Raw genomic sequence first — 3,848 nt, 5'->3', positions numbered from 1 at the left:
GATGGAAGGAAAGGTAAAGTGGTTTGATCCTCAGAAGGGATATGGATTTATAGAGTTTGAAGGTAAAGATATTTTTGTTCATTATAAAGATATTATTGGTGAAGGTTTTAGAGCTCTTAAATCTGGAGAAATTGTGGAATTTGAGATAGAGAAGACAGATAAGGGCTTTAGAGCAAAAAATGTGAGAAAAAAGGAGGTTTGAGATGAAGTTAGTGATTCAGGGAAAGAATTTTCAGGTTACAGATGATGTTTTAAAATATGCAGAGAAAAGGCTTTCTACAGTAGAAAAGTTCTTTGATAATATACAGGAACTCAACACAATTATTTCTAAGGAGAGGGGTAATATTAAAGTTGAAGTTACTCTCTCTGCTTCTGGAACAGTTATAAGAGGAGAGTCAAGAACGCCAGATGTTTTTTCTTCTATAGATGATGTTGTGGATAAATTGAAGAGGCAGATAAAGAAGTATAAAGAGAGATTTGTAGAGAGGAGGAGAGAAGCTGCAAAAGAGAAGAAGTTCGAAAGAACCGTAGAAGTGGAAGAGGAAGAGCCAAGAATAGTGAAGGTCAAGAGATTTATCTTAAAACCCATGGATGAGGAAGAGGCAATAATGCAGATGGAACTGTTGGGACACAACTTCTTTGTATTTCTCAATTCAAGAACAGATAAATTTAATGTTATATACAAGAGAACAGATGGAAATTATGGTCTAATAGAGCCTGAGGAATGAATAAAATAAGTAAATTTGTATTCTTCACCCTTATATTTCTTATAATTCTTACACTCTCCTATGCTGTAAGTAAGCATTTTATTGCTGGAAAAGAGAGATATTCTTATGTAAAACTTAAAATTGCCATACCCAACATTTATCCTGAAGTGGCAGAGAGTATAAAGGAGGGTGATTACATAATAGATTCGCAAGGAAACAGAATCTTTAAAATAGAATCTGTTTTTATAAAACCTGCAGAGCATCCAGTTGAGACATGTGATGGTCGTATTGTTAAAGCGGAGCATCCTATATATAAGAGTGCAATAATTACAGTTAAGACCGTTAAACCAACTAAATCGTTGATTGTTGGTTACAATAGAAGAACTGCAAGGATAGGTGCAAAACTTGTAATTGAAACGCCAAAGGTAAGATTTGTTGGTGTGGTGCTTAGTGTAGAAAGAGAGGATTAAATATGAAGCTTTTTAAAAATATATTCAATTCAGAAAAAAAAGAACTTAACAGATTAAGAAGTATAGTTGAGAAGGTTAACTCTCTTGAAGAGAGTGTAAGGGATCTTTCAAATGAGGAGCTTGCAAGGAAAACAACTGAATTTAAAAATAGACTTAAAAATGGTGAAACCTTAGATGATATTCTTGTGGAAGCCTTTGCAGTTGTAAGAGAGGTTGCAAGAAGAACCGTTGGCATGAGACACTTTGATGTTCAGATAATGGGTGGAGTGGTTCTACATGAGGGAAAGATTGCAGAGATGAAGACTGGTGAAGGAAAAACCCTTGTAGCAACACTCCCAATTTATCTTAATGGGTTAACTGGTAAGGGAGTTCACCTTGTAACTGTTAATGACTATCTGGCAAAGAGAGACGCATTATGGATGGGACCAATATATAGATTCCTCGGTCTTACAGTTGGTGTGATTCAACACGAATCCTCTTTCCTTGTTGATTGGGATGATAAGGAGAAATTCAGCGTAAAGCTTGTTCCATGCGAAAGAAAAGAAGCATATCTTGCAGATGTCACATATGGAACAAACAATGAGTTTGGTTTTGATTATTTAAGAGACAACATGGCTGTTTCTCTCGAGCAGATTGTTCAGAGGGAACTTAACTATGCCATCGTTGATGAGGTTGATTCTATCCTTATTGATGAGGCAAGGACTCCTTTAATCATCTCTGGTCCCAGTGAAAAATCCACCTCTATCTACTATAAATGCGCAAGGATTGCAAAACAATTAAAAAGGGATGTGGACTTCACTGCTGACGATAAAGAAAAAACCGTGGCTTTAACAGAGGAGGGTGTTAAAAAAGTTGAAAAACTTCTCGGAGTTAAGAATCTTTATGCAAGTGAGAATGTTGAACTTGTAAGTCACATAATACAGGCTATAAGAGCTTTGGTCCACTTTAAAAATGAAGTTGATTACATAGTTAAAGATGGTGAGGTAATAATTGTTGATGAATTTACTGGAAGACTCATGTATGGAAGAAGATATTCAGATGGTCTCCATCAAGCCATTGAGGCAAAGGAAAATCTTAAAGTAAGGGCAGAAAGTCAGACACTTGCAACTATAACCTTTCAGAACTATTTTAAGATGTATAAGAAGTTAGCTGGTATGACAGGTACCGCAAAGACAGAGGAACAGGAGTTTATTGAGATATACAATCTTCCCGTTGTGGTTATCCCTACCAATAAACCTGTCATAAGAAAGGATTACCCTGATGTGATATATGCCACAGAAAAGGTAAAATTCAAAAAAATTGTTGAGGAGATAAAAGATTGTTATAAGAGGGGACAGCCAGTTCTTGTTGGGACACGATCCATTGAGAAATCAGAAAGATTATCAAAAATGTTAAAAAGGGAAGGTATTCCTCATCAAGTTCTCAATGCCAAGTATCATGAAAAAGAGGCTGAGATAATCAAGAAAGCAGGTCAGAAAGGAATGGTTACCATAGCCACAAACATGGCTGGAAGAGGAGTTGATATTGTTCTTGGAGAGGGTGTGAAGGAGTTGGGTGGACTTCATATTATTGGAACAGAGCGACACGAATCAAGAAGAATAGATAACCAGTTGAGAGGAAGAGCTGGAAGACAGGGAGATCCAGGTAGTTCAAGATTCTATCTTTCCTTAGAGGATGAGATATTGAGACTCTTTGGAGGAAACTCAATCAAGAGAATAATGAGCATGCTTAAAATGGATGAGGATACACCACTTGAGCACCCAATGCTGACAAAAGCTATAGAGAATGCGCAGAAAAAGGTTGAGGCATATCACTTTGAGATAAGGAAGAATCTCCTTGAATATGATAATGTATTGAATAAACACAGAGAGGTTATATACAAAGAGAGAAGAAAGATTCTTGAGAAGGCAAATTTAAGAGATGAATTTCTTGAATTTTTAGAGAAGATGGTAACAGATATTGTTGAGGTTCACCTTTCTAAATCTCTGGAGGAGCTTGACTATGAAGGACTTTCAAAGTCCTTTGCAGAGCTTACAGGAATACTTATAAAACCTGATGACTTAAAGAAGATAAGTAGAGATGATGTTTTAAATGTACTTCTGGACATTGCCAAAAAGAGATACGAGCAGAAGGAAGAGGAGTTAAGAAGACTCTCTAAGGAAAATGAAAGTATTAGAAAACAGTTTGGTGAGGATCCCATGAGAGAGATAGAGAGGTATCTTCTTTTGAGGATAATTGATTCCAAATGGAAAGACCATCTTTACGCAATGGATCATCTTAAAGAAGGTATAGGACTTCGTGCGTATGGTCAACAGGATCCATTGATTGCATACCAAATTGAGGGTTTTGAGTTATTCCAGTCCATGCTTAATTCCATAAGGGAGGATTGGATAAGGTTTATTTTCAGAGTGGAGTTAAGAAGTGAGCCAAAAGAGAACAGAGCTCAACGAAGAGCAAGAAAGCGTAAAAAATCTAAGAGAAGAGTTTAATAGCCTTGAAGGATTTAAAGAATCCAAAGACCTCGATAAAAAAATAGAATCTCTTGAGAAAGAGATTTCAAATATCACAGATTGGGGGAGTGATAAGACAAGGAAAATTTTATCAAAACTCAATGCTCTTAAGGAAGAAAAAGAAAAGAAGAATAAGATTATCTCACTATTTCAAGAGGTGG

5 protein-coding genes are annotated in these 3,848 nt (G+C 36.2%); all 5 read left to right on the top strand.

The genetic code is table 11. The annotated features are described in order from the left end of the window. Position 1 precedes the first annotated feature (1 nt). Positions 2-202: a cold shock domain-containing protein gene (locus J7J33_03090; protein ID MCD6168275.1), complete on the top strand. Its 201-nt coding sequence runs from the start codon at positions 2-4 to the stop codon at positions 200-202. 1 nt (position 203) lies between these two features. Beyond that, positions 204-728, top strand: coding sequence for a ribosome-associated translation inhibitor RaiA (gene raiA / locus J7J33_03085; GenBank protein MCD6168274.1), 525 nt, complete (start codon positions 204-206; stop codon positions 726-728). Then, positions 725-1,177, top strand: a complete 453-nt coding sequence (locus J7J33_03080; protein ID MCD6168273.1) for a DUF4330 domain-containing protein — start codon at positions 725-727, stop codon at positions 1,175-1,177. Before raiA ends, J7J33_03080 begins: the two co-directional genes overlap by 4 nt. A gap of 2 nt (positions 1,178-1,179) precedes the next feature. Then, entirely contained in the window at positions 1,180-3,666 is a 2,487-nt protein-coding gene (gene secA / locus J7J33_03075; protein MCD6168272.1) for a preprotein translocase subunit SecA, read from the top strand. Next, positions 3,599-3,848 (top strand): hypothetical protein (locus J7J33_03070; protein ID MCD6168271.1); only part of this gene is annotated, 250 nt, incomplete at its 3' end. The genes secA and J7J33_03070, both read left to right, overlap by 68 nt.

It is taken from the genome of Caldisericia bacterium (assembly GCA_021158845.1).
Classification (GTDB): domain Bacteria; phylum Caldisericota; class Caldisericia; order B22-G15; family B22-G15; genus B22-G15.
This window is presented reverse-complemented; position numbering and strand designations above follow the sequence as displayed.

Excerpts from the sequence above, each read along its gene's own strand:
- J7J33_03090 (MCD6168275.1), top strand. The coding sequence starts at position 2 with ATGGAAGGAAAGGTAAAGTGGTTTGATCCTCAGAAGGGATATGGATTT.
- J7J33_03080 (MCD6168273.1), top strand. The coding sequence starts at position 725 with ATGAATAAAATAAGTAAATTTGTATTCTTCACCCTTATATTTCTTATA.
- secA (MCD6168272.1), top strand. The coding sequence starts at position 1,180 with ATGAAGCTTTTTAAAAATATATTCAATTCAGAAAAAAAAGAACTTAAC.
- raiA (MCD6168274.1), top strand. The coding sequence starts at position 204 with ATGAAGTTAGTGATTCAGGGAAAGAATTTTCAGGTTACAGATGATGTT.